General features: G+C 68.1%; 21 protein-coding genes. 9 read left to right on the top strand and 12 right to left on the bottom strand.

Going from position 1 to position 19,216, the window contains the following annotated elements:
• Window positions 1-146 precede the first annotated feature (146 nt).
• Both AB0M20_RS03075 and AB0M20_RS03070 read left to right on the top strand, forming a co-directional pair.
• On the top strand, window positions 147-683 hold the full coding sequence (locus AB0M20_RS03075) for a TetR family transcriptional regulator (RefSeq protein ID WP_364292796.1): 537 nt from the start codon (window positions 147-149) through the stop codon (window positions 681-683).
• 285 nt (window positions 684-968) lie between these two features.
• Complete coding sequence (locus AB0M20_RS03070; RefSeq protein WP_364292793.1) at window positions 969-1,394, top strand: VOC family protein; 426 nt, start codon at window positions 969-971, stop codon at window positions 1,392-1,394.
• A 103-nt stretch (window positions 1,395-1,497) separates the two neighbouring features.
• On the opposite strand, the gene AB0M20_RS03065 is transcribed toward AB0M20_RS03070, so the two are convergent.
• Window positions 1,498-2,865: a glycosyltransferase gene (locus tag AB0M20_RS03065; RefSeq protein ID WP_364292789.1), complete on the bottom strand. Its 1,368-nt coding sequence runs from the start codon at window positions 2,863-2,865 to the stop codon at window positions 1,498-1,500.
• Between the two features lie 218 nt (window positions 2,866-3,083).
• Between AB0M20_RS03065 and AB0M20_RS03060 the strand changes: the two genes are divergently transcribed.
• Together AB0M20_RS03060 and AB0M20_RS03055 are read left to right on the top strand one after the other, a co-directional pair.
• Window positions 3,084-3,797 (top strand): hypothetical protein, encoded by a 714-nt coding sequence (locus tag AB0M20_RS03060; RefSeq protein WP_364292786.1) that lies wholly within the window; start codon window positions 3,084-3,086, stop codon window positions 3,795-3,797.
• Window positions 3,798-3,818: 21 nt separating this feature from the next.
• Window positions 3,819-4,373, top strand: a complete 555-nt coding sequence (locus AB0M20_RS03055) for a dihydrofolate reductase family protein (RefSeq protein ID WP_364292783.1) — start codon at window positions 3,819-3,821, stop codon at window positions 4,371-4,373.
• Between the two features lie 260 nt (window positions 4,374-4,633).
• Here AB0M20_RS03055 and AB0M20_RS03050 read toward each other — a convergent pair whose 3' ends face one another.
• From AB0M20_RS03050 to AB0M20_RS03040, 3 genes are all read right to left on the bottom strand, one after another.
• Window positions 4,634-5,419, bottom strand: a complete 786-nt coding sequence (locus tag AB0M20_RS03050; protein WP_364292780.1) for an SAM-dependent methyltransferase — start codon at window positions 5,417-5,419, stop codon at window positions 4,634-4,636.
• Window positions 5,420-5,489: 70 nt separating this feature from the next.
• The gene (locus AB0M20_RS03045) at window positions 5,490-6,155 is read right to left on the bottom strand and encodes a response regulator transcription factor (protein WP_364292777.1); all 666 of its coding nucleotides are present in this window, start codon (window positions 6,153-6,155) and stop codon (window positions 5,490-5,492) included.
• Window positions 6,152-7,261, bottom strand: a complete 1,110-nt coding sequence (locus AB0M20_RS03040) for a sensor histidine kinase (RefSeq protein WP_364292799.1) — start codon at window positions 7,259-7,261, stop codon at window positions 6,152-6,154. Before AB0M20_RS03040 ends, AB0M20_RS03045 begins: the two co-directional genes overlap by 4 nt.
• A 153-nt stretch (window positions 7,262-7,414) precedes the next feature.
• Here AB0M20_RS03040 and AB0M20_RS03035 point away from each other — a divergent pair, with 153 nt between their 5' ends.
• The 3 genes from AB0M20_RS03035 to AB0M20_RS03025 are packed head-to-tail and all read left to right on the top strand — an operon-like array spanning window position 7,415 to window position 10,643.
• Window positions 7,415-8,344: an ATP-binding cassette domain-containing protein gene (locus AB0M20_RS03035; RefSeq protein ID WP_364292774.1), complete on the top strand. Its 930-nt coding sequence runs from the start codon at window positions 7,415-7,417 to the stop codon at window positions 8,342-8,344.
• Window positions 8,341-9,846, top strand: a complete 1,506-nt coding sequence (locus tag AB0M20_RS03030) for an ABC transporter permease subunit (RefSeq protein ID WP_364292771.1) — start codon at window positions 8,341-8,343, stop codon at window positions 9,844-9,846. The genes AB0M20_RS03035 and AB0M20_RS03030 overlap by 4 nt, the downstream gene beginning before the upstream one ends.
• Window positions 9,843-10,643 carry an ABC transporter permease gene (locus AB0M20_RS03025; RefSeq protein ID WP_364292768.1) on the top strand — a complete coding sequence of 267 codons (801 nt, stop codon included), beginning with the start codon at window positions 9,843-9,845 and terminating at the stop codon, window positions 10,641-10,643. The genes AB0M20_RS03030 and AB0M20_RS03025 overlap by 4 nt, the downstream gene beginning before the upstream one ends.
• A gap of 239 nt (window positions 10,644-10,882) precedes the next feature.
• Here the strand turns inward: AB0M20_RS03025 and AB0M20_RS03020 are convergent, their stop codons facing one another.
• The 4 genes from AB0M20_RS03020 to AB0M20_RS03005 all read right to left on the bottom strand — a co-directional run bounded on the left by AB0M20_RS03020 (window position 10,883) and on the right by AB0M20_RS03005 (window position 13,250).
• A complete protein-coding gene (locus AB0M20_RS03020; protein ID WP_364292765.1) occupies window positions 10,883-11,461 on the bottom strand; it encodes a dihydrofolate reductase family protein in 579 nt (192 codons plus the stop codon).
• A gap of 118 nt (window positions 11,462-11,579) precedes the next feature.
• On the bottom strand, window positions 11,580-11,993 hold the full coding sequence (locus tag AB0M20_RS03015) for a VOC family protein (RefSeq protein ID WP_364292762.1): 414 nt from the start codon (window positions 11,991-11,993) through the stop codon (window positions 11,580-11,582).
• A 200-nt stretch (window positions 11,994-12,193) separates the two neighbouring features.
• A complete protein-coding gene (locus AB0M20_RS03010) occupies window positions 12,194-12,709 on the bottom strand; it encodes a hypothetical protein (protein ID WP_364292759.1) in 516 nt (171 codons plus the stop codon).
• A gap of 22 nt (window positions 12,710-12,731) precedes the next feature.
• Window positions 12,732-13,250, bottom strand: coding sequence for a hypothetical protein (locus AB0M20_RS03005; protein WP_364292756.1), 519 nt, complete (start codon window positions 13,248-13,250; stop codon window positions 12,732-12,734).
• A gap of 545 nt (window positions 13,251-13,795) precedes the next feature.
• Here AB0M20_RS03005 and AB0M20_RS03000 point away from each other — a divergent pair.
• Complete coding sequence (locus AB0M20_RS03000; RefSeq protein WP_364292753.1) at window positions 13,796-14,173, top strand: hypothetical protein; 378 nt, start codon at window positions 13,796-13,798, stop codon at window positions 14,171-14,173.
• 54 nt (window positions 14,174-14,227) lie between these two features.
• On the top strand, window positions 14,228-14,755 hold the full coding sequence (locus AB0M20_RS02995) for a hypothetical protein (protein ID WP_364292750.1): 528 nt from the start codon (window positions 14,228-14,230) through the stop codon (window positions 14,753-14,755).
• A 315-nt stretch (window positions 14,756-15,070) separates the two neighbouring features.
• Here AB0M20_RS02995 and AB0M20_RS02990 read toward each other — a convergent pair whose 3' ends face one another.
• The 4 genes from AB0M20_RS02990 to AB0M20_RS02975 form a co-directional block, all read right to left on the bottom strand.
• Window positions 15,071-15,718, bottom strand: a complete 648-nt coding sequence (locus AB0M20_RS02990; RefSeq protein WP_364292747.1) for a TetR/AcrR family transcriptional regulator — start codon at window positions 15,716-15,718, stop codon at window positions 15,071-15,073.
• Window positions 15,719-15,769: 51 nt separating this feature from the next.
• Window positions 15,770-17,647, bottom strand: a complete 1,878-nt coding sequence (locus AB0M20_RS02985) for an FAD-dependent oxidoreductase (protein WP_364292744.1) — start codon at window positions 17,645-17,647, stop codon at window positions 15,770-15,772.
• Window positions 17,644-18,387: an ABC transporter ATP-binding protein gene (locus tag AB0M20_RS02980; protein ID WP_364292741.1), complete on the bottom strand. Its 744-nt coding sequence runs from the start codon at window positions 18,385-18,387 to the stop codon at window positions 17,644-17,646. Before AB0M20_RS02980 ends, AB0M20_RS02985 begins: the two co-directional genes overlap by 4 nt.
• Window positions 18,384-19,216, bottom strand: an 833-nt coding sequence (locus AB0M20_RS02975; protein ID WP_364292738.1) for an ABC transporter ATP-binding protein, incomplete at its 5' end; no start/stop codon positions are given. The genes AB0M20_RS02975 and AB0M20_RS02980, both read right to left, overlap by 4 nt.

Here is a 19,216-nt window from a genome sequence, read left to right as displayed (position 1 = left end):
GGCGGTGAGCCCGCCGCGGATGAGCCGGCAGACACCGGCGGCCACGGCGCGGACGGTTTCCTCGGGCGTGCGCATGTCACTGCCTCCTACCGAAGTCTGGACTCCGGTTACCGTACCGAAGTCCAGACTTCGGTTAAAGTGCTCGCATGCGCCAGATCGCCCGGGAGAACCGTGAGCGCATCCTTGCCGCTGCCGACCGCGTGTTCGGCACGCGCGGCGAGGCCGGCTCCACCGAGGAGGTGGCGCGGCTCGCCGGCGTCGGCGTCGCCACCGTGTTTCGACACTTCCCGACCAAGGAAGCGCTGATCGAGGCCACGCTGGTACGACATTTCGCTGACCTGCTCGACCGGGCCCGCGCTGCGGCGTCCGCGCCCGACCCGTCGGCAGCGTTGTCCGCGCTGATCCACGAGATGATCGAGAGAGGCGCCAGCAAGCTCACGCTGGCCTCGATGCTGGGCGACCCACCGCCCACGGTCGTGGCTGTGGCGAGCCAGGCCAAGGCAGCAGTCGGCACGGCGCTACAGCGCGCACAAGCCGCCGGCACCGTCCGGCCGGATGTCGGCGTCGAGGAGCTCTACCTGCTGATCCGCGGCCTGGCACAAACCACCGCAGCGACACCCGTGTCAGCGGCGGCGCTCGACCGCGCCATCGACGTCATCCTGGCCGGCCTCTGCACCAAGTAGCGCCGCCTCCCGTGTCGCACTGACACCGCCACCCCGAGCAGGGCACACAGTCGAGTTCTCAACATCGGCAAGCTCCTTCGCGTACGGGCCGAGCGGGACGGTATCGACCTAGGAAATGCCTGTAGCGCCTTACACCGACATCAGCCCGGCGCGGTAGCTGCGCTACAACCTTGGCCGTAGTGCCTCTAGTACCAACGGTTGATAGCGCCGGTCACAGCCACCCGTTGCTCTGAGGCAGGGATAAACCGCTACTTCAGCGGTGGATGTGGCGCGTACGGTGTGGCTGTGGCCGTGATCGCGTGCAGCGGCGGCTTAGGAGACAGACGCGGGGACACGAAGGAGCGAATGTTGCCAGGCGCTGAACTGCGAGGGGTGACTCTGGACTGTGCCGACCCGAAGACGCTGGCGGGCTTCTACGGTGCACTGACCGGGATGCGCGAGCCCTTCAGTACGGACGAGTTCGTCGCTCTGACGAACGGCTCCGGCTGCGATCTGGGATTCCAGCGGGTTGACGGATACCGGGCTCCGCAGTGGCCAGGTCAGGACGTGCCACAACAGTTCCATCTGGATCTCCGCGCTGACGACCTCGACGCGATGGAAGAGCTGGCGCTGCAACTCGGAGCGGCCAAACCGGACCATCAGCCCGGCGACGGACGCTGGCGGGTACTCCTGGATCCGGCTGGCCACCCCTTCTGCCTGACGTCTTCCTGACATCACCGGAGTAGACAGGCATCCCCGTCAGACGCCGTAGCACTCAGGCCTGACCGCCGACCAGACTTCCCGGCGCACCTGGGGCACTGCCGTCCTGGGCCGGTCACCGGTGGCCGGCGCTGACCTGCTCCAACACGTCGACCGCCGTGGCGGCGCCGTTCTCCGACCGGACCTGATCACCCAGCCGGCGAGCAGCAGTGACCATGGCTGAATCGTCGATCGCCGTGCGGATCGCGGCCGCCAGACGCGGCGCGCTGAGCCGCCGCTGGTCGATCGGTTCCGGCGCCGTCCCCAACTGGCGCATGCGCCGGCCCCAGAACGGCTGGTCCCCCACGAACGGGCACACCACCTGCGGGCGACCCGCTCGAACCGCCGCCGCCGTCGTGCCGGCACCCCCGTGGTGCACGATCACCGCCATCCGCGGAAACACCACCTCATGAGGCACCTCGCCGGCCAGGAACACCTCCGGTGGCGGCACCTCCCGCAAGCCACCCCAGCCGCCGGCGACAACACCCCGGACACCGGCCATCCGCAGCGCCTGCACCACCACCTGCGTAGTGGCCACCGGATCGGGCCCGGCCATGCTGCCGAACCCGATATAAACCAGCGGCTCGTCACTACCGGCCGACACCAGCGCATCGAGGCCGGACTCCACGGAGTCGGTGGCGGGCGGTTGCGCCACGAACCAGTAGCCGGTGACCTGCGCCGTCGCCGGCCAATCCGCCGGTCGGGGAAGGACCGCGGGACTCACCGCGTGCAACACCGGCACAGGTCCGCCGTCCGGGCGGCGCAGCGGATCATGCCTGCCGCGACGACGTGGCAGGCCGAGCCCGGCACGCCACCGATCCACCGTACGACCGAACATCACCGCCGGCGCCTTCATCCCCGCGTAGGTCAGACGGTTCACACCTGCCGGCAACCATTCCGGGAACTGCTGACCCGGCCACGGGAACTGCCCGGTCGGAACGTACATGGGCATCGGCAACGCCAAGACCGCCGGAACGCCCAGCTTCTCCGCGACATGCTGCCCGGCCATGATCTGACCGTTGTGCACGATCACATCAGCCCCCGCGCCCAACCCGGTCGACGCCACCCGCCAGGAATCGTCGAGCACGCGGCTGAACATCGCCGGCAGCCGCCGCATCAGCGCCGCTTTCGCCCACAGGCCGCCAATAGCAACGTCTCCCACTGCGGATCCGCTGTCCAGCACCCGCAGCGGGCCGTCGTCCACGCCGGCAAACGACACACCCTGACCGCCGATCAGGTCAGCGAACCGCTCGGGCGCCGCAACGACTGCCTGATGACCGCGCCGCTGCAGTTCCCGGGCCAGCGCGACGAACGGCTGCACATCACCGCGAGTGCCCAACGTCAGGACCAAGACCTTCATCGTGAGCCTCCCGAAGACGCCGACCAGCCAAATGCCGACCAGGCTTCCCGGCTCACCGCCCGCGAGCATACGCCGACCGTTCACGCCCGCAGCTCCAAATGCGGATGCCGCACTCCAGCGAGCTGTCGTCGTCGGGATAGGACCAGATCGGCGCCATGAGCTCATCTCCGTCGCAGACATACCGACACGCCAGGATTTCCAAATCACGTGGCGACGGTCCTGCGGTCTTGTGACAGCTTCATGACACGTCCCGACGGGGCCACCATCGGCAACCGCCCACAGCACAGTCGATCATCACGGATGTGTTTCGCGACCGCGGGGCGCGCGGGCCGTGCGCGGCCGGTGCGATTCCGGCACTCGCGCACGGTTCGTCGTCAGCGCTCAGGCACCGCTCGGACGTCGGCTCAACGCCGAAGATGGCGGTTGACAAGGTTCCGCAATTTGGATTTACTAACTCCATGGCACGACCACGACAGCTGACGGACGACGAAATACTGGACCGCGTCGCATCAGGCCTGTCATCTCCGTCCTGGAGTCTCAACGAAGCGGCCCGCCTCGCCGGCGTGCACGCGGCCACGCTGATCAAACGATTCGGGTCACGCCAAGGCGTACTGACCGCCTTGAGTCGCCGCTGGGTCGAAAACCTGCCGGACGGACCGACGGGGCAAGGCGGCCTGGTTGAACTTCTGGCCTGGGTGGCCCAGGTGGCAACCACTCCCGAGGACCGCGGTAGCGCGGTGGCCGGGATCGCCATGCTCATGGAGGACCTCAAGGACGCCGAATTGAGCCGGCTCCTGGCAATGGGTTGGGGCAAACAAGCCACCTACCTTGCGGTTCTGGTGGCACAGGCTCGCAAGGCACGAGATCTTCAACGGGCACCTGCGCCAGAGGTGGCCGCGCAGCTGCTCCTCGACGTCCAGCTCGGGGCGACTGTGCGCGCGGCTGCCCACGCCTCCCCCCGAGCCTCGGTCGACCGCCATGCACTGCTGTTGGCATTAATCGAAGGGTGGAGGTAGACGGATATGGATAGGAATTGGGTGGGGCTGGCCTTGATAGCGTCCAGCGCTGACGGGTACATCGCCCGCGAAGACGGAGACATCTCGTGGCTGACCGACGCGCCATCGGAGCCACGTCACGTCCCGGCGCACGACGGCCCTCATGTTCCACCCGACTATCACGAGTTCTACGCGTCTGTTGATCACCTGGTGATCGGGCGGGGCACGTACGAGAAGGTCCTCACTTTCGACTCGTGGCCCTATCGGGACAAGGAGGTGATCGTATTGAGTACCACGCTGACAGAAGGCTCAGACACCAACATCACCGTGGCACGAAGCGTGCATACCGCCGTTCAACTCCTTGCAGGGAGGAAAGCGCGGCGGGTGTACGTCGACGGCGGGAAGGTGATCCAGAGCTTCCTCCGACACGGACTCCTTGACGAGTTGACGGTGTCGGTCGCGCCGGTCTTGCTCGGCGCCGGGCTTCCACTGTTCGGCAAGCTCGACCGGGATGTGAGGCTCATCCATCTCGGTTCCGCAACCGGTGACACCGGCATGGTCACCAGCCACTATGCGGTGGCAGGCACACCTACCTGAGCCTTTCCACCGCAACGGGTTGAGACCGGAGGTAGCCGGGTCTCCTGGCCCGCTCCGACACACTCGACCCCCGCAACGGATACTACCGGCACACGTCGACGCTCGACCCGGACAATCCTTTGTGGGCGTCCACCTCTCGTGTTTGTGCGTGGTGGCCGTCTGAAAGTGGCACGTACGTCTGGGGTTCGGCACTCGACCCGCAGTTCTAGCGCCGGCGACTGATCACTCGCCGGCTTGCAGCGTTCGGGCGCGAATGTAACCTACGGCTTCCGTGCGACGCCGCAGTAGCCGTCCACGATGGTGTTGTCGGGCGTCTCCGGGCGCCATTGGCCGAGCGGCACGATGCCCGGCTCGACGACATCGAGACCGTCGAAGAAGGACGTGAAGTCGTCGACCTCGCGCAGGTGGTACGGCACCGCTCCGCTCTCGTTGTATTGCCGGTGCGACTCGATGACCCGTTCACTGGTGGCGGTGCCATCGGACATGGCCAGATAGCTGCCCGACGGCAGAAGGTCGACCAGCCCTCGCACGATGCCCCGGGCATCGTCGGGATCGGCCACGTGGCCCATCACGCCGAGCAACATCAGCGCGATCGGCCGGTTGGGGTCGAGTGTCTTCTCCGCCTCGCGGACGATGCCCGCCGCGTCGTGCAGGTCGGCGTTGATGTACTGGGTCACGCCCTCCGGGCTGCTGGTCAGCAGCGCACGTGCGTGCACCAGCACCAGAGGGTCGTTGTCCACGTAGATGATCCGGGCCTGCGGTACGACCCGCTGAGCGACCTCGTGGGTGTTGTCCGCGGTGGGCAATCCGGTGCCGATGTCGAGGAACTGCTCGATCCCGCACTCTGCGGCCAGGTACGTCACCGCTCGGCGCAGGAACGCGCGCGAGTAGCGGGCCGCTTCGACGATCTCCGGAAAGACGTCACGTACCTGATCACCAACGGCGCGGTCCACAGCGAAGTTGTCCTTGCCGCCCAGCCAGTAGTTCCACACTCGAGCGGAGTGCGGCACGGTGGCATTGAGGGCAGAAACCAAGTCGTCGGTCACGGTGAGCCATTCTCGCCGACGGCACATCCCACGCACAACTCATGCGATCAGTCTGAGATCCAAGCGAGCTTCAGCGGTCGCCGGGGACGATGAGGCCGGACTCGTACGCCACGACGACGGCCTGGGTGCGGTCGCGCAGACCAAGCTTGGCGAGCACCCGGCTGACATGGGATTTGACGGTCTCGTCCCCGACTACGAGCCGGGCGGCGATCTCCGGGTTCGACAGGCCCTCCGCGATCAGCCGGAGCACCTCGGTCTCCCGGGTCGTGAGCGTTCGCAGCGCGGCATCCGGTGCCCGGCGGCGTACCCGCATCCGGGCGAACTCGGCGACGAGCCGCCGGGTCACCGTCGGGGCGAGTAGTGCCTGCCCGGCGGCGACGATGCGGACGGCGTCGAAGAGGCGTTCGGCGGTGGCGTCCTTGAGGAGGAAGCCGCTCGCGCCCGCTTCGAGAGCGTCGTAGACGTGCTCGTCGAGGTCGAATGTCGTCAGGATCAGCACCCGGGGCGGCTCCGGGTCTGCGAAGAGGCGGCGGGTCGCTTCGATGCCGTCCATCCCGGGCATGCGGATGTCCATCAGGACGACGTCGGGCCGCAGGTCCCGGCAGATCCGCACGGCGTGCTCGCCGTCGGCGGCCGCGCCGACGACCGCGAAGTCGGGCTGGGTCGCCAGCAGGACCTCGAAGGCGGTACGCACGACATCCTGGTCGTCGACCACGACGATGCTGGTGGGGGTCACGGCGTGGCTCCCTTCTTGGGCAGGACGGCCTCGACGAGGAATCCCGCGCCCGGTGCGGCGCCGGCCGTGACGCGGCCACCGACCATGGCGGCCCGCTCCAGCATTCCGGTCAGCCCGTGCCCGCTGCCGCCGTCCGGGGCAGGGCCAGGGCCGTTGTCATAGATCCGGACGATGAGGTCGTCGCCGCTGTAACGCAGCTCGACGTCGACAGCCGCGCCGGGTGCGTGGCGGCGGGCGTTCGTCAGCCCTTCCTGCACGATGCGGTACGCCGTCAGCTCGACTCCAGGGTCGAGCGGTTGGACAGGGCCACTGACGATCAGGCGTACGCCACTGCCCGTGGCCGCGTCGCGGACCTCGTCGAGGAGGGCGTTGAGCTGGCGAAGCCCGGGCTGGGGGCGAAGGGCCGGCTCGGCGTTCCCGTCCTCGCGCAGTACGCCCAGCAGACGCCGCATCTCTGTCAACGCGGTACGTGCGGTGTCCCCGATGGCAGTCAGCCGGCGAGCCCCGTCCGGTGGCATGCCCGGTGTCGCCAGCCGCGCCGCTTCGGCCTGCAAGGAGATCATCGTGAGGTGGTGCGCCACCACGTCGTGCAGCTCCCGGGCGATGCGGGCTCGTTCGCCGCGGGCGGCGTACTCCATCAGCGATGCGGCGGCCGACTGTTCGGTGGCGCGGTGGCGGCGGCGCTCGTCCCGCAGCTGCAGCGTTGCTCCGACGGCTGTCCCCAGCGTCATGACCGCCAGCAGGACGATGGCGAACGTCTTCCCGCCCCACCGGTCGCTCGACAGTGGCACCGTCGCGTACAAACCCATGGGCAGGATCAGAGCGAAAACCGCCGGCAGCGGACGCCGGCGCCCGGCAACCGCACACAGGGTCGCCAGCGCGACGACCCCGGCGACGGTTACCGGATACGAGGTCAGCAGGCTGGACAGGACCGCCAGGGTGGACAGCACGGCCGCCGTCGCCGGCCAGAGGCGTGCCAGGGCCGCAGGGGCGACCACCGCCAGCGCGAGGAGGGCCGCGACCACGGTCTGCTGCCGGTCGTGGGCGCGCGTCACAGCCTCGATCACTGCCACAGCGCCGAGCGCCGCCGCCGAAGCCGGCCGCATCCCCTTCACGCCAGCCATTGTGACCGGCCCGGACGACGATGTCGTCCATCCCGCCAGGGATGCCTTCTCCCCCGCAAGAGGGGGGCGACCGCGTCACGAGACCCCTCTGCGCCGTGACGCGCTCGGCGGTCGCCACCGCCTAGCGTGCCTTCCATGACACCCACGATCGAGGTACGCGCGCTGCGCAAGCGCTACCGCACGACCCTCGCCGTGGACGGGCTGTCGTTCACCGTCCGCGCCGGCGAGGTGACCGGCTTCGTCGGGCCCAACGGGGCCGGGAAGTCGACGACCATGCGGCTGATCCTCGGGCTCGACGCGCCGGACAAGGGCGAAGCTCTTGTCAACGGTCGCCCCTACCGCTCGCTTCGTACGCCGCTGACACAGGTCGGTGCCCTGTTGGATGCCTCCGCGCTGCACCCCGGGCGACGCGCCCGGGACCACCTGCTGTGGCTGGCGCACAGCAACGGCATCGGCAAGCGTCGCGTATCCGAGGTCCTCGAGCAGGTCGGCCTCGCCTCGGCCGCCCGCCGCCGCGCCGGCGGCCTCTCCCTCGGCATGCAGCAGCGACTGGGAATCGCGGCCGCGCTGCTCGGCGATCCGCGGGTGCTGATATTCGACGAGCCGGTCAACGGACTGGACCCCGACGGCATCGTGTGGATCCGCGGCCTGATGAAGTCGCTGGCCGCCGAGGGCCGGGCGGTCCTGGTGTCCAGCCACCTGATGGGAGAACTCGAGGGCACCGCCGACCATCTGATCGTGATCGGCCGCGGCCGATTGATCGCCGACACGAGTGTGGCCGAGCTGCTGGCGGCGGCGTCCAAGGACCGCGTCGAGGTGACCACCGCGCAGCGGGCCGAAGCGACGACCGTGCTCGCCAACGCGGGCGCGACCGTCACCGTGGCCGGCGCCGACACGGTCGTCGTCGAAGGGATACCCGGCGACCGGGTCCCGGCGCTGCTGACCGAGGCCGCCGTCCCGTTCTCCGAACTGCGGCGGCACCGGGCCTCCCTGGAGGAGGCGTACATGGACATCACGCGCGGCACGGTCGAGTTCTCCCCCGACACCGAAGGGAGAATGCGGTGACCGCTCGCGAATCCTTCCCGCGCCTGTTGCAGGCCGAGTGGACCAAACTGCGATCGGTGAGCCGCTGGGTCATCACGCTGCTCGGCGCGACCGCCTTGACCATCGGCCTGAGCTACCTGGCCGCCACCGGGAACAAGTGGGACCCGCGCTCGCAGGCCGAGTTCACCACCGGGCCGCTCGGCGAGCCGGTCACCGACACCTTCTACTACGTCCATCAGCAGGTCACGGGTGCCACGACGCTGACCGTGCGGGTCGCGTCACTCACGCCTGAACCCAACCGGCGCTCGGTGCGCATGGGCCCCGACCGGATGACCCGGATCGAGGATCCCAGCCCGTTCGCCCAGCCGGCCGCCGGAATCATGATCAAGGACGGTACCCGGCGCGGCTCGTCGTACGCCTCGGTGATGTTGACCGCCGATCAGGGCGTGCGCATGCAATGGGACTTCGACTCCGACCGCAAGGGCAGCGCGAGCGCCGGTACGCGATGGTTGAGACTCGTACGCTCCGGCACCACCATCACCGGTTACGAGTCCGCCGACGGTGTCGCGTGGCAGAAGATAGCCACGGCGACGCCGAAGAACCTTCCCCCTACCGCGGAGGCCGGCTTCTACGTCTCGTCGCCGAACGATGTGTACACGACCCGTGGCGGCGGCAGCTCATCCGCCGGTGAACGGCCGACCCGCGCCCAGGCGGCGTTCGACAACGTGCAGCTCGGATCGGCCGGCACCTGGCACGGCGAGACCCTCGGCCAGCAGCAGCCCTCCGAGAAATCCGAGACACCAGACGAGGGCAGGCACATTGAGGCGAACGGCACCTTCACGGTGACCGGCTCGGGCAAGGTCGGCCCGAAACAGCCCGACGACGACATGGTGGAGGCGGCGCTGATCGGCGTCATCGCCGGGCTCATGGCGCTCATCGCGGTCGGCGTCCTGTTCGCCACCTCGGAATACCGCCGCGGCATGATCCGCTCGACGTTCGCCGCCACCCCGCGCCGGGGCCGTATCCTGGCAGCGAAGGCGATCGTCCTGAGCGTCACCTCGTTCCTCGTGGGGCTGGTCGGCACGGTCGGTTCGTTCCTCCTTGCCATCCCGGTCCTGCGCAACCAGGGCTTCGTAGCGCCGGCCTTCCCTCGCCCATCTCTGATGGATGGCCCGGTGCTGCGGACTCTGCTGCTGACCGCCGGGTTCATGGCCGGTGTCGCCGTCGTCGGCCTGGCGATCGGCATGCTGCTGCGGCACAGCGCCGCCGCCATCACGATCACCATTCTTCTGGTCATCGCTCCGCTGATCGTCGGCCTGATCCTGCCGGGCACCTCACCGAAGTGGCTGATGTACACCACGCCGGCAGGCGGAATGGCGACCCAGCGCGCGAAACCGCCGACCATCACCCTGGCCGAACCGTGGGCGCTGATCGGGCCGTGGGCCGGGATCGGCGTGGTGGCCGCCTGGGCGGCCCTCACCCTCGGGCTCGCCTGGTGGCAGCTTCGAAAGCGGGACGCATGACCGCGCCGGCACCGCTGCGCGCCATCAGGGCCGAGTGGACGAAGTTGAGAACCCTGCCGAGCACAACGTGGCTGATCTCGATGGCCATCCTGGGCACCGCCGGCCTCAGCCTCGCCATCGCCGGGTCCTTGGACTACGACCATTGCGACACGCCCTGCGTCCTCGACACCACCAAGTTGACCCTGGCGGGCGTACGCCTCACCCAGATCGGGATCCTGGTTCTCGCGGTGCTGGCGACGACGGCGGAACACAGCACCCGCACAATCCAACCGACGCTCATGGCCGTACCCCGCAGGTTGCTGGTGGTGCTGGGCAAACTCGGTGTCCTGGCCCTCCTCGGCACCGCCACCGGGGTACTGGCGGTAGCCGCCTCTCTCGAGGCCGGCCGGGCCGTCCTGCCCGGCAACGGGTTCACGGCGGCGCGCGGCTTTCCGGCACTGTCGCTCGCCGACGACCTCACTCGGCGGGCCGCCATCGGGACCGTCCTCTACCTCGGGCTGATCGCCTTGCTCGGGGCAGGGCTGGGGCTCCTCCTACGGGACACCGCAGGTGCCCTCACCGCCGCCCTCGCACTGCTCTACGGATCGCCGATCGTCGCCATGTTCATCAACGATCCCCAGTGGCAGCACCGCATCCACCGGTTCTCACCGATGGACGCGGGCCTGACCATCCAGGCCACCCGCAACCTGGCCGCCGAACACATCGGGCCCTGGGCCGGAATCGGCGTCCTGTCCCTGTACGCCACCGCCGCGGTCGCCGCCGGTCTGGTCGTGTTCCAGTTCCGCGACGCCCGCTGAGGCAATGTGGATCCTCCCACCCAGACAAAATCCCACGGAGGACGGGCCGTCCGGCTGAACCACTCCGGTCTGGCCTCGGCAATGTGCCCCGAACGACAGTATTGAAGGTGTACCCCGTCAGACGCTGAGCGATTTTGGGGAGGCGAGGGAGCCCTCGCGTCTGCGACTGACCGCGTCACCGAACTGAGGTTCGCGGTAGCAAGAGTCCGACTTTGGCACCGACTGTGTCCATTGGTGAGTCATCCGGCGTCGGTCGAGTCGGGAGGACCGGCGAGGACGGTCGGGACACACTCGAACAGGTGGAGCGCACCGTCGAAGGTGCGAGACTCCACCACCTTTAGGGCGACGTCCGGCCAGCCGTCATAGATCCGGTCCCGCCCGGTGGCGCCGTTCACCACGGGGAACACCACGACGCGGTAGCGGTCCACCAGACCGGCTGTGATGAGCGACCGGCACAGACGGGGACTGCCGAGGGTACGTAAGGGAAGGCCGTCGTCCTCCTTCAGAATCCGCACCGCCTCGACGGCGTCTTCGTCGACAAGGGTTGAGTTGTCCCATGCGAGCGGGCCGTCGAGGCTCCGGGAGAAGACGAGCTTGGGCCGGGCGGTGAGGTCGCCGATGCCCTCTGCGCCGGACTCAGACATTGCGGCGAAGAGCCGGTAGGTGGCGGCGCCCATGATCAAGCGGTACTCCTGCTCCGCGTCCTCTCCGAGCCACCCGAAGTACTCCGGGCCTCCCATGCCCCACAGTCCGGGCCATCCCTCGGCTGCGCCGAAGCCGTCGAGCGAGGTGATGTAGTCCACCATCAGTTCTGCCATATCTGTCTTCCTCTGTGGATGTGTTCGGTGGTGCGATGGCAAGGCGGTCGAGCCGGTCATCGTTGGTGTCGCCCCGACGGCGAGGTCTGTCGCATATTGGGACCGCACCTATGGTGGCTTAGGCGAAGTCGGCTCTGGTAATGCCGTCAGCGTGGCCGTCTGGCCACTGGACCACCTCTATCCGATAGCCGTTGGGGTCGGTGATCCAGCAGGTCCGCGGGCCGGTAGGACCGCCGGGATACTCGATCGGCTCGGGCTCGATCCCTTTGGCGGCAAAGTCGGCGCGGGTGGTGTCCAGCGACTCGACCTGGATCACCAGGTGGTTGATGCCGTTGCCTGGACCGGCCTCACCCTTTGCCGGGTCCCAGACCAGCTCGATGGTGACGAACGCGTCGCCGGGTAGCTGGAGCATGGTCAGGGTGCCGTAAGCGGTCCCCTCGACGGTTCCGATTACTTCGTAGCCGACGGCGGTATAGAACGCGAGTGATCGTTCCAGGTCGCTGACTCGCAGGCCTACATGCAATGTCCGCATGGTGGAATGCTTAAATCCTCTCGAATGGCGCCTGCCCGCGGCGCGCGGACGGGGTCGGACTGTGACCGGGCAGTACCGCCGAGGTCCTGGGACTGTCGTCAGGTACCCCGACTGCCCCAAACTACTGTGGTGCATCAGCGAGTCAACGCTAGAGCTATCGCCTGCCGGATCGTGAGCATTGATGGCAGCGCGTTTGACGGCTACAAGCGTCTTGTCGTCCAGTTCTCCCACGGGCCGGCGGACCCGGCCCGCGCCCGCAGCATGCCGTTGAGCGATCCTGAGTAGCCGAGTTCGGCGCTCACCCACCTGCGATTTTCATCGCTCTGAATCTCGGAGAACGTGCTGTTGAACCTCTCCCATGGACCGATGCTGGTGGCGCGAGCCCGCAGCATCCCGTACCGGGACCCGGTGTAGCCCAGCTCCGCCGAGACCCACCGGCCGTTGGCCCACGAGCGGATCGAGAACCGGGTGGCGGTGGCGTAGCAGATCTCGAAGCGTTCATAGGGTCCGATGGCGGTGGCCCGGGCGCGCAGCATCCCGTTGTCCGACCCGGCGTAGCCGATCTCCGCCGATACCCATCGGCGGTTCGCCTCGTTGAAAAGGGCCACGTCGTAACATTCCGCCGCGTGCGCCGGCGAAGCCGAGAAGGCGACCACAGCGCCGACGGTCAGGACCGACGCGGATAGGAGCCGGGCGATCGTTCGCCGGAATTTCATGCAAGCCTCCCTGACAGATTTCCTACAAGCGTCTCGACGTCCAGTCCTCCCACGGGCCGATAGTCCCCGCCCGCGCCCGCAGCATGCCGTTGAGCGACCCCGAGTAACCGAGTTCCGCGCTGACCCATCTGTGGTTGCCGCTGTTCTGGATCTCGGCATATCCGCTGAATTTCTCCCATGGACCGATGCTGGTGGCACGGGCCCGCAGCATGGCGTACCGGGACCCGGTGTAGCCCAGCTCCGCCGAGACCCAGCGGTTGTTCGCCAGCGAACGGAGCGAGAAGTTGTAGTTGTCCGTGGACAGGTAACAGATCTCGAAGCGTTCATAGGGTCCGATGGCGGTGGCACGGGCGCGCAGCATCCCGTTGTCCGATCCGGCGTAGCCGATCTCCGCCGAAACCCACCTGCGGTTCGCTTCATTGAAAAGGGCCACGTCGTAACATTCCGCCGCGCGGGCCGGCGAAGCCGAGAAGGCGACCACAGCGCCGGCGGTCAGGACCGACACGGACAAGAGCCGGGCGAGTATGTGCCTGAGTTTCATGAGACCTCCTCAATGCGGACACGGTCACAGCGCCCTACGTTCCGACGACGAATGGGCGGCGGACTTCATCCGAATGTCGATAACCGTACGGACTGCGTCGCCGGAGTTCGAGGCAACCGACCGGCAATCGACCGGCAAATCGACCGGCTCTGCCAGCACGGCGGGATAAACCGGAGCAGCGTCGGTAACCCACCCTCGAAGATGCGCCGAGCTATCAAGCAGATCTTGGGCGTCAAGTTCCAGCAATGTTCGGTCTGTATCCGTACTGGACTGTCGGGCCTCCCGCCCGGCAATTCGACCTCCGTTGCTAACAGCGCCTGGGACTGCCGGTAGGTTGCCGGGCGAATTCCTGGTGTCCAATCCGGTCACGTGGGACGTTGGTCAAACATACATTTACGTGACACGCGCGGATGTTCACAGCCGGTTCTCCACTTCGTCCGGCCGACATGCGATAACTATCGAATTGACGGCGTTTAGCTAAAGGTGGCCCACCACAAGGCGACCAACTGATCGCCGACGATGATGCATTTGAGAATGGAGGACCCATGAACCACAAGAGGTCGATCGCGCGAGCCATGCTGGTCTTGGCCGTAATCATGACCGTAGGCGCGGTTGCACAGACTCCCGCAAACGCGAGCACCAGCAGATGCTACGTGAAATGGCCCAGCACATCATGCAAGACGGCCACCATGAGGGCAAGCAGCTCCCACGACATCTACTACAGCATGTGCGCACCTCGCGGCGGGCGAACTCCCGCCGACTGGCAAGTGAAGGACGCCGCCAACGGCTTCATTGTCGGGCAGGGGCACATCAACCCCGGCACCTGCGTCGACGGCCATATCCCAGGGCTCTACGGGTCCTATTGGGGATGGGTATTCAACACGCGTGACACCGCCATCGCATACATCTCCAACCAGCAATAACCGCATGTTGGACATCGAACAGCCTCGCGCAGCCCACACTTCTACGGAGTATCGATGAAAACACTACAGTCATGGCTGAAGGTCTCAGTCGTCGGCGCAACATTACTTGCCGGTCTTGTGACGGGTGCGGGAGCATCGCCGGCGCAGGCCGCGCCATCTGACAGTGTCGCCGTCGCGAGCCAATCGGGGCTGGGCTGCACGGTGCGCATTGCCAAACTCCGGCCGGGTCAGACCGAATCGGACGTCGTGGGGAGCACCTGCTCCAGCAACGCAAACGTCGTTGCACTGTCGTGCCCGGAGCCGCTGGCGACGATGTACGCGGACATCAACTATCTGGGTAACCGACTCACGTACTGTGGCGACTACGGTACCTGCGACAGAGCGGGTTACGGGTTTCGCGACATGGGTGGCTTCGGCTACAACACCGCTTCATCTTTCAAGGTCTACAACGGATGTAACAGGGCTGCTCTGTACGACCTGAACGACTTCCGCGGTGATCAGATGATCTACGTCGGGAGCAGACCCTGGGTCGGTGCCACCATGAATGACCGAACGAACTCCTTCAGGGTCTGGCACCTCTGAGGACTGTTGCCACAGGTGGCCGCACATCGTTGCGACCGGTACGACATCAGGCCGTGACCACGTGTCCGTGTTCACGGCCTTGATGCTGTCGATATCCGGCTCAGCCCGCAGGTCCACCTGGTGAAATCACAAGGACCGTTCCGAAACAAGGTAGAGGTCTTCAGCTGCTCCCAATCTGCTCATAGGTCTTAAGCAGCACGCTAACCTGGCGGCGGCGTGCACACGGCCTCCCGATCGCCGTCAGGTTGAGCCCGTCCGAGGTGGTCACCGCTGTCGCACCTCCACACCCGGTCCGGCTGTCTACGGCACGCACGTTCAGGGCCGGCCGGCCGTCACATGGGCGACGACCAGGTCGCCGATCATCTGGCGCAGGTGGGCGCGCAAGCGTGGGTCCATGAGGTCCCGGTCGAAGATGGCCCGGAAGGTGTACCGGTTCGCGCCGCGGAAGACACAGAAGGCGCTGATGATCATGTGAATGTCGAGGGCGTCGAGGTCATCGCGGAAGAGGCCGACGGCGCGGCCGCGCGCCAGGATGCGGGTGAGCACGTCCAGCGCGGGTGCGGCGAATCCTTCGCGCGTCTCCGATCGCAGTAGGTGCTGGGCGTAGTGGATGTTCTCGATGGCGACCAGGCGGACGAAGTCCTGATGTTGCTCGTGATGGTCAAAGGTCAGCTCAGCCAGCTGCCGCAGGGCGTCGGCCGGCGTGAGGTGCTCGACGTCGAGTTGTTGCTCCAGCGCGCGGATGCGGCGGTACGCCCGCTCGAGGACGGCCAGGTAAAGGCCCTCCTTGGCGCCGAAGTAGTAGTAGATCATTCGCTTGGTGGTGCGCGTCTTGGACGCGATCTCGTCGACGCGGGCTCCGGCATAGCCCTGGTCGGCGAACTCGCGCGTGGCCACGTCGATGATCTCGGCCTTGGTCCGTTCGGGATCTCGCAGCCGTGGTGTTGCGGCGTCCGGTGCCATGGGGCGCCCTTCTGTCGTCGAGCCGTGTCGAAACCAGTCAGCGGGCGGCGGTCAGAACACGATCGCGGCGGCCTGCCGGAGGGCTTCTGCCGCCGATTCGGCTTGGGCCGCCTCCCCGACCGCGATGGTTCGCCGGACGCTCCGGCCAACGTCGATCGTCCGCGGCAGCGTGCCTTGAGAGACCAGTACAGGACCTCGGACGTCGAGCCATCTTCGCTCGCCGGCGTGGCCGATCAGCAGGCGCTCGTCGTCGATGCCTTCGAGCGTCGTGTCCAGTCGGATCTCGACACGGGGGTTGCCGGTCAGCCGACGTACCGGCAGAACCTTCTCCCGCGGTCCGGCCGCGGGCGCCAGTTCTCGCTCGGCGCCGAGCAGCAGCACCCGACGTCCCGCCGTGGCGGCCGCGTCGGCTGCTGCCACCCCCGCGCGGTCGGCGCCCCAGACGGTGAGCATGTCGTCGTCACCGAGCGGCCGGGGACGGCTCAGCCATTCCCGCACATCGGCCACCCGTGGGCGCTCGATGCACGGAATCGCCGGCCGCAGGCCCGTCCCGCCCACGGCCAGGACGACGATGTCCGGGGCCAGCTGCGACATCACCGTGGCGTCCGCGACGGTGGACAGGCGCAGGTCGATGTCGAGGCGGGACAGCTCCGCGGCGTACCAGTCGAGCAGCCGCCCGAACTCGAGCTTGCTGGGAAGGGCGGCCGCGAGCCGGAACTGTCCGCCGATCTCCGCCTGTGCCTCCAGCACGACGACGTCGTGGCCGGCGAGCGCCGCGGTGCGTGCCGCCTCCAGTCCGGCGACGCCCGCGCCGGCCACGACGACGCGGCGGCGTCCCGGCAGCGGTGCCGCTACGACATGCCCGGTAGCCGGATTGGCCAGACACCAGATCGGGTGTTGGGTGTGCAGTTCGTCGATGCACCCCTGGTTGCATCCGATGCAGGGGCGCGGGGCGCGGCCACCGAGGGTCGTGTTCGTCCAGGCGGGGTCGGCGTGCTGGGCGCGGCCCACGGCGACGAAGTCCGCGGCGTCCGAGAGGAGGATGTCCTCGGCGGCCTCGCCGGTGGTGATCCGCCCGGCGACGCCGACCGGCTTGCCGAACTCGCGGAACCGCGCGGCGTGCGGCGCGAGGACGCCACGGTGCACCTCGCCGGGCTGCACGATCCACTCGCCGGCCTCGTAGCACCCCGCCGAGATGTCGAAGGCGTCGATGAGGTCCAGCGGCATGCGCCGGGCCAGGGCGAGTGTCGCATCGGTATCGAGGCCACCCGGCACGCCTTCGAAGGCGGACAACCGCAGGAACAGTGTGGTCTCGGGGGCCGCCCGGCGGATCCGGCGGAGTATTTCGGTGAGGAAGAGCACCGGGTCGGCGTAGCGGTCGGTGCGCCGGTTGGTGCGTGGCGACAGGAACTGGTGGATGAGGTACCCGTGAGCGCCATGGATCTCCAGCACGTCGACCCCGGCCGCGGCGCAGCGACGGGCCGCCGCGCCGAAGGCGGCGACGATGTCGCCGATGTCGCCGGTGGTGAGTTCGCGCGGCCTGCGGTCGCGGAACGGCACCGGGGAGGGTGCCACCGGCTGGAAGCCGGATACGGCCGGATCGGCCACGCGCCCGGCGTGGTTGAGCTCCACGCCGAGCAACGCGCCTTCGGCGTGTACGGCGCCCGCCAGCGAGCGCAGGCCGGGCACGACGTGGTCGGCGTGCGCGCCCAGCTGCCGGGCTCGTCCGCGGCCGTCGGGCCGCACGTACGTGGCTTCGGTGAAGACGAGAGCGGCCCCGCCCGTGGCACGGGCCCGCAGGTACTCGATGTAGCGGCCGGTGATCCGGCCGTCGGCGGTGCCGTAGTTGCGTTCCATCGGCGGGCTGACCACCCGGTTGCGCAACTGGTGCCGGCCGACGCGCAGCGGCGTGCCGAGGAGAGCGGTCACAGCCCGAGGTAGATGCGCCGCACCTGCGGGTCGTGGCGCAGCTGAGCCGACGTTCCGCGCATCGCCACCTCGCCGTTCTCCACGACGAGGCAACTGCTGGTGGCCTCGAAGGTGAGCTTGGCGTTCTGTTCCACCAGCAGCAGGCTGAGTCCTTCCGCCCGCAGCCGCAGCAGCACCGCGAGGATGTCCTCGACCAGCTTCGGGGACAGTCCCATGGAGGGCTCGTCGAGCAGCAGCAGGCGCGGCCGCGACATCAGCGCGCGGCCGATGGCGAGCATCTGCTGCTGCCCGCCGGAGAGAGCTCCGGCGAGCCGGTCGCGCATCTCACCGAGGACGGGGAACAACTCCCAGACCTCGGCGAGGGTTGCTCTGGTCTCCGCGTTCCACTTGCGGGCGTACGCGCCGAGCAGCAGGTTCTTCTCCACGGAGAGACCGGCGAACACGTGGCGGCCCTCCGGCACGTACCCGATCCCGTGCCGCACCATCATCCGTGCGGCGACCCGGCTGAGGTCGGCATCGCCGAACCTCAGGGTGCCCACCTGGCGCGGGACCAGCCCCATGACCGCCTTCAGCGTCGAGGTCTTGCCGGCCCCGTTGGCGCCGATCACGCCGATGGCCTCGCCGGCCGGCACGGAGAAGCTCAGATCGCGGACGGCGCAGACGCCGCCGTAATTGACGGTGAGGCCCTCGACCGTGAGCGCCTGCCCGGTCGTGGTGGTCAGTTCGGACACCGTGGTCATCCGGTCACCTCCGGGATGGATGGCAGGTCGTCGGCGCTCATCGAGTCGCCCAGGTACGCCTCGATCACCGCCGGGTCCAGCGCCACGTCGGCGGGCTCGCCCTCGGCGATGACCCGGCCGCTGGCCAGTACGGTGATCCGCTCGCACAGCGACATCACCAGTCCCATGTTGTGCTCGATGATGATGACGGTGATGCCGCTGTCGCGAATGGACCGGACGATCTCGCTGAGCTGGCGCACCTCCTCGCCGTTGAGGCCGGCGGCGGGTTCGTCGAGCAGCAGGAGTGAGGGCCCGGCGGCCACCGCCCGGGCGATCTCGACCCGCCGCTGGATGCCGTAGGGCAACGACTTGGGCGAGAGCGCGGCGAACTCGGTGAGGCCGTACCGATCGAGCACGTCGCGGGCCTGCCGGCGCAGGGCCCGGTCGCGGCGCAGGACGCCGATCGGCCCGAGCACGTAGCGCCAGCTCGCCAGGGTGCGGCTGCGGTCGAGGGCGACGAGCACGTTCTCCTCGACGCTCAGGTCGCCGAAGAGGCGCAGGTTCTGGAAGGTCCGCGACATGCCGGCGCGGGCGAGCCGGTACGGCGCGATACCGGTCAGGTCCTGTCCGCGGAACGTCACCCGTCCCCCGGTCGGCCGGTAGAGGCCGCTGATCACGTTGAACAGCGTGGTCTTGCCGGAGCCGTTCGGCCCGACGACGCCGCGGATCTCGCCCTCGGCCACGCGTAGCGAAACGTCGTCGAGCGCCTTGAGGCCACGGAATCTCATGGTGACCCCGGCGACCTCCAGGATCGGCCGCGCCTCGAACGCATCGTCACGAGCGTCGTAGG

Source organism: Actinoplanes sp. NPDC051633 (assembly GCF_040681735.1).
Lineage (GTDB): Bacteria > Actinomycetota > Actinomycetes > Mycobacteriales > Micromonosporaceae > Actinoplanes.
Note: the sequence above shows the minus strand (reverse complement) of the source record. Positions and strands in the feature narration are given on the sequence as shown.

Excerpts from the sequence above, each read along its gene's own strand:
- AB0M20_RS03035 (WP_364292774.1), top strand. The coding sequence starts at position 7,415 with ATGACACCCACGATCGAGGTACGCGCGCTGCGCAAGCGCTACCGCACG.
- AB0M20_RS02980 (WP_364292741.1), bottom strand. The coding sequence starts at position 18,387 with ATGACCACGGTGTCCGAACTGACCACCACGACCGGGCAGGCGCTCACG.
- AB0M20_RS03020 (WP_364292765.1), bottom strand. The coding sequence starts at position 11,461 with ATGGCAGAACTGATGGTGGACTACATCACCTCGCTCGACGGCTTCGGC.
- AB0M20_RS03025 (WP_364292768.1), top strand. The coding sequence starts at position 9,843 with ATGACCGCGCCGGCACCGCTGCGCGCCATCAGGGCCGAGTGGACGAAG.
- AB0M20_RS03000 (WP_364292753.1), top strand. The coding sequence starts at position 13,796 with ATGAACCACAAGAGGTCGATCGCGCGAGCCATGCTGGTCTTGGCCGTA.
- AB0M20_RS03015 (WP_364292762.1), bottom strand. The coding sequence starts at position 11,993 with ATGCGGACATTGCATGTAGGCCTGCGAGTCAGCGACCTGGAACGATCA.
- AB0M20_RS02990 (WP_364292747.1), bottom strand. The coding sequence starts at position 15,718 with ATGGCACCGGACGCCGCAACACCACGGCTGCGAGATCCCGAACGGACC.
- AB0M20_RS03040 (WP_364292799.1), bottom strand. The coding sequence starts at position 7,261 with ATGCGGCCGGCTTCGGCGGCGGCGCTCGGCGCTGTGGCAGTGATCGAG.
- AB0M20_RS03005 (WP_364292756.1), bottom strand. The coding sequence starts at position 13,250 with ATGAAACTCAGGCACATACTCGCCCGGCTCTTGTCCGTGTCGGTCCTG.
- AB0M20_RS02995 (WP_364292750.1), top strand. The coding sequence starts at position 14,228 with ATGAAAACACTACAGTCATGGCTGAAGGTCTCAGTCGTCGGCGCAACA.
- AB0M20_RS03010 (WP_364292759.1), bottom strand. The coding sequence starts at position 12,709 with ATGAAATTCCGGCGAACGATCGCCCGGCTCCTATCCGCGTCGGTCCTG.
- AB0M20_RS03075 (WP_364292796.1), top strand. The coding sequence starts at position 147 with ATGCGCCAGATCGCCCGGGAGAACCGTGAGCGCATCCTTGCCGCTGCC.